Source organism: Sphaerotilus sp. (assembly GCF_041083715.1).
In the GTDB taxonomy this organism is placed as follows: Bacteria; Pseudomonadota; Gammaproteobacteria; order Burkholderiales; family Burkholderiaceae_C; genus Sphaerotilus.
This window is the reverse complement of sequence record NZ_JBFPGY010000038.1, coordinates 1-4,114: the sequence shown is the minus strand read 5'-3', so window position 1 is coordinate 4,114 and position 4,114 is coordinate 1. Positions and strand designations below refer to the sequence as shown.

Genomic DNA, 4,114 nt, shown 5'->3' with positions numbered 1-4,114 from the left:
GCAAGGCCGAGGCGCGCAGATGGTGGTTGGTGGCGAGCACGCGGTCGGCGGCCTGGGCGCGGTCGATCATCTGCGCGGCGTCGGCCAGCGACATCGCCAGCGGCTTCTCGCACAGCACGTGGCAGCCGGCGTCGAGCGCGGCGAGTGTCTGCGCGGCGTGCTGCTCGTTGGTCGAGCTGATGTAGACGGCGTCCAGCCCGAGTGCGAGCAATTCGCGCAACTCGGTGTGGGCACTGGCCAGCCCCTGCTGTTCGGCGAACTGCCGTGCGCGGCTGGCGCTGCGCGAGCAGACGGCGACCAGCTCCTGCCCGGCGATCTTGCGCAGTGACGGGATGACCCGCTCGGCGATGTTGCTCGCTCCGATGAAACCCCAGCGCATGGCGACCCTCCTTGATCCTGTTCTTGGACCTGCTGTCCGGCCGTCAGGATAGACCGGACGCTGCGCGGCTGGTCAGCGCAGTTTCCCGGTCAGGAGACAACGTTGGCGCCGAAACAAGGCGCGGCGGCCTCCGGGGATCTGGCCGAACTGGCGCGCTCGACCAGTTGCACGGGCAGCACGATCTCGCGCGGCAGTTCCATGCCGCGCAACACCAGCTCGACGCCCATGCGCCCCAGCGCTTCCTTGTCCACCTGCAGGGTGGTGAGCGGCACCGGCGAGCAGGCGGCGGCCGTGATGTCGTCGAAGCCGACGAAGGCGATGTCCTGGGGCACACGCAGTCCGTCCGCGGTGCAGACACGGATCGCGGCGAGCGCGGCGGTGTCGTTGTAGGCGAAGACAGCGTCCGGTCGGCGGCGCAGGCGCAGCAGCTGGCGCATCGCGGCCTCGGCGCCGCGGGAGGTGTCCAGGCCGGGCGGGGCCACCACTTCCAGGTCAGGATCGGCCAGCACACCGGCCTCGAACAGCGCGCGCCGGTAGCCGCGCTCGCGCTCTCGGATGCTGAAGTGCGCCAGCGATCCGGCCAGATACGCAATGCGGCGGCGGCCGGTGTCGAGCAGGTGGCAGGTCGCACGGTAGCCGCCCTCGGCGTTGTCGGGATTGACCGAGGGACAGCCGGGCAGCCAGAAGTCCACCAGCGCCATCGGCAGCTCCATCCCGCGCAGCACGTCGATCAGTTCCGTCTCGAAGAAACCGGCCGCCAGCACGGCGTCCGGCTCGTGCATGCGCAGCAGGTCGCGCAGCGGGTCGGCCGGGCCGGCGGTGAGCAGCGTCGGCACGACGCCGAATGCGCGGCAGGCTTCCTCGACGCCGTGCATCACCTGCGCGAAGAACGGGTTGACCGCGAAGCTGCTGTGGTGCCGGTGCACGAGGAAGACCAGCCGCTGCGCCTTGCCTGAGCGCAGGCGGCCGAGGTCGTAGCCGAGGTCACGGGCGACCTGGCGCACGTGGCGGCGGGTTTCGTCGGACAGCCCGCGCTGGTTCTTCAGCGCGCGCGAGACCGTGCCGACCGAGACGCCGGCCGTGTCGGCGATGTCACGGACGGTGACGCTCATGGCTGCGGTGCCAGCGGCTGCGCGCTCAGCCGGCTGTGCACGGTCATCGGCACGCCGGGCGTCAGCACGAGGCCGGTGCGTGTCGACAGTGGGTGGTCGGCGGGTGGTGCGGCGACCCGTCCCAGATCGAACACGCTGCACACCGGCTCGATGCCCAGCGCCAGGTGCCGGCCGCTCCACGGCGGCTGCAGGCGGCCGCGGTGGCTGACCCAGAGCATCAGGTCGGGCAGCAGTGTGCGGTCCCAGTCGAGCGTGAGCGCCCAGCCGCAGTCGAGGTAGCGGGCGGTGACGGGGCCGTCGAGTGCCATGAGCTGGAGCAGGTCCTCGCTGTCATGCGGCTGCGGAAAGCGGGTGAGGTCGGCGGGCGGGCCGCCGGTGCTGGGCACGGCGTCCAGCCGGTCGAAGCGCTGGTCGGGTGCCAGCCGCGAACGGCCGGGCTCGGCGGGAACGGGGTAGGTGAGGCCGGGGCCGTGCTGCGGCAGGTCCAGCGCCACGCGGCCGGCATCCAGCCGCAGTGTGGGGTGCAGCGCCACGGGCAGTGTGCAGGCGGTGCGGGCCTCGATGTGCAAGGCCAGCTCCACGGCAGCGGCGTCGGGCCGCGCACGTACCGTGCGGGTCAGGCGTGCGATCGGGTCGGTGGCGGGCAGGGTGATCGTCAGCGCCAGGGTGTGTGGATCCTCGGTCGAGATCCACGCCCAGTCGTGGTGGGCGCTGTGGCCGTGGCCCCAGTCGTCGTGGGGCGTGCGTGCGGACCAACCGGTGGGCAGATCCGAGGGCCTGTCGGTGCGGCCGAAGGGGACACAGGGCCAGTCGCCGCGCAGGCCGTGCATCAGGCCAGTCTGCTCGGCACCGATCGGCTCGGTGTGCCAAGGGGCGACCTGCATCGGCGAAAAATCAGGATGCCCCGGTGCGGTGAAGACCACCGGTGCCAGCATGGCTCCCAGTCGGTTCAAGGTCATGCAGCCGTGGGCCCAAACCAGTGATCGGGCGTCGGAGGGGCGTACGGTGTGACTGGACATGGGCTCGAACACGGGTTTCCGGGTGTTCAAGTGTAGAAAATGCCAACCGTTTAGTAAACAAACAAGGGTTCCATCCTGTTTCTTCACTATTGCTGAGGTGCTGTCATCCGCCGGATTCACTCATGCGTTGTCAGCGGTATCAATAAGTTCACCTTCAAGCGGCACTTGGCGTGTCACCGGAAGATGTGAAAAAACCCGATGAGCCATCTCGCCATGAAGCACCTTCTCCGCACCGACCACCCCGCTCCCCGCCGTCTGCCAATGCAGGATCGGCAGACTGAAAAGGGCCGCAAGCAGGAAACGTTCGACTATGGACGCATCGGCTGTGACCAGCGCAGCATGGCTTTTGCCCTGCGCATGGACCGCAAGCGCTGATCTTCTGCATCAGGTGGACGGGCCAGTATGGCGTCTGCCAGCCTCAGGGATATTGCCGCTCGGTAAATGCGCGCACGATTGCCCCTGACGGCGCAAATTTCCCCATCAAGGTACTCCCATGCGGTGGATGCTGCGACATGGATCCAGTGCAGATCTGGCGTAGCAACGCACCAGGAGAGGCCCACCATGAGCACCCTGGCGCGCGGCGACCGAGATGATCGGCACGGTGCTTGCCCGTGCCGTGGGTCGTCAGGGCTTCACAGCCTGATCACTGCTTGACGGCTTCGACCTGGACCACCAGGCGCATGTCGTCCGAGAAACCGTAGTTGATGCCATAGCTGGCACCCCACAGGCTGCGCTTGATGGTGGCTTCGAAGTCGCCACCACAGACTTCGCGCTTGACCATCGGATTCACGTAGCAGTTGAACTTGGTTGCCTTCAGCGTGACCGGATTCGTCTTGCCCATCAGCGTGAACTGGCCAGTGACTTCCTTGACCTTGTCACCATCGAAAACGAACTTGTCGCTCACGAAGTGAGCGGTCGGGAAGGCCGCGGCGTTGAGGATTTCCGGGCTTTTCAGGTGGCCATCAAACGGGCCGGTGCCGGTGTTGATCGAGCTGGCGTCGATGGTGATGTCCACCTTGCCCGTCTTGCCCGCACGGTCGAACTGGATGGTGCCTTCCTTCTTGTCGAAGCGGCCGCGGTTGGTCGTGGTGCCGAAGTGGTCGATCTCGAAGGTGACGAAGGTGTGTGTCGGGTCGATCGCGTAGGCGGCGCTTTCAGCGTGGGCGGCAGAGGCGAACAGGACGGGCACCAGGGCCAGAGCGAGCAGGGACTTCTTCATGGGAGGATTTCCTTCAGGGTTGGAGAGGAGGGTGACGAGGGGAGTGTCAGAGCGCAGGCACGCCGCTCAGCAGGAGCTTGAACTTGATCTGCACGTCGTTGGCGACCATCGAGGTGTCGGCCCATTCGCCTTCGCCGATCTTGAATTCGAGGCGCTTGATGGCGAAGGCGCCGGTGGCGGTCGTGTTGGCACCTGCCTGTGCGAGGGTCACGGGGACTGTCACGTTCTGCGCAGTTCCCTTGATTGTCAGTTTGCCCGCGACCTCGAACTTGCCGGGGCCGACCGCCTTGATCGCACTCGACTGGAATGTGGCCTGCGGAAACTTCGGCACGTTGAACCAGGTCGGCTTGACCATCTCGCCATCGGTTTCCGGGGCGCCGAAGGT

General features: G+C 67.1%; 6 protein-coding genes. 1 reads left to right on the top strand and 5 read right to left on the bottom strand.

The genetic code is table 11. The features are described 5' to 3' along the window. From AB3X43_RS01915 to AB3X43_RS01905, 3 genes are all read right to left on the bottom strand, one after another. Nucleotides 1-379, bottom strand: a 379-nt coding sequence (locus AB3X43_RS01915; RefSeq protein ID WP_369428204.1) for a Gfo/Idh/MocA family protein, incomplete at its 3' end; no start/stop codon positions are given. An 89-nt stretch (nucleotides 380-468) separates the two neighbouring features. Next, nucleotides 469-1,491 (bottom strand): LacI family DNA-binding transcriptional regulator, encoded by a 1,023-nt coding sequence (locus tag AB3X43_RS01910; protein ID WP_369428203.1) that lies wholly within the window; start codon nucleotides 1,489-1,491, stop codon nucleotides 469-471. Continuing rightward, nucleotides 1,488-2,450: a hypothetical protein gene (locus AB3X43_RS01905; RefSeq protein WP_369428202.1), complete on the bottom strand. Its 963-nt coding sequence runs from the start codon at nucleotides 2,448-2,450 to the stop codon at nucleotides 1,488-1,490. Before AB3X43_RS01905 ends, AB3X43_RS01910 begins: the two co-directional genes overlap by 4 nt. 258 nt (nucleotides 2,451-2,708) lie before the next feature. Between AB3X43_RS01905 and AB3X43_RS01900 the strand changes: the two genes are divergently transcribed. Beyond that, a complete protein-coding gene (locus tag AB3X43_RS01900) occupies nucleotides 2,709-2,885 on the top strand; it encodes a hypothetical protein (protein WP_369428201.1) in 177 nt (58 codons plus the stop codon). A gap of 268 nt (nucleotides 2,886-3,153) precedes the next feature. Here AB3X43_RS01900 and AB3X43_RS01895 read toward each other — a convergent pair whose 3' ends face one another. After that, a complete protein-coding gene (locus AB3X43_RS01895; protein WP_369428200.1) occupies nucleotides 3,154-3,729 on the bottom strand; it encodes a YceI family protein in 576 nt (191 codons plus the stop codon). Between the two features lie 46 nt (nucleotides 3,730-3,775). Beyond that, nucleotides 3,776-4,114: YceI family protein (locus tag AB3X43_RS01890; RefSeq protein ID WP_369428199.1), on the bottom strand; the 339-nt coding region annotated here is incomplete at its 5' end.

Coding starts and splice junctions, on each gene's coding strand:
- AB3X43_RS01905 (WP_369428202.1), bottom strand. CDS start 2,450: ATGACCTTGAACCGACTGGGAGCCATGCTGGCACCGGTGGTCTTCACC.
- AB3X43_RS01910 (WP_369428203.1), bottom strand. CDS start 1,491: ATGAGCGTCACCGTCCGTGACATCGCCGACACGGCCGGCGTCTCGGTC.
- AB3X43_RS01900 (WP_369428201.1), top strand. CDS start 2,709: ATGAGCCATCTCGCCATGAAGCACCTTCTCCGCACCGACCACCCCGCT.
- AB3X43_RS01895 (WP_369428200.1), bottom strand. CDS start 3,729: ATGAAGAAGTCCCTGCTCGCTCTGGCCCTGGTGCCCGTCCTGTTCGCC.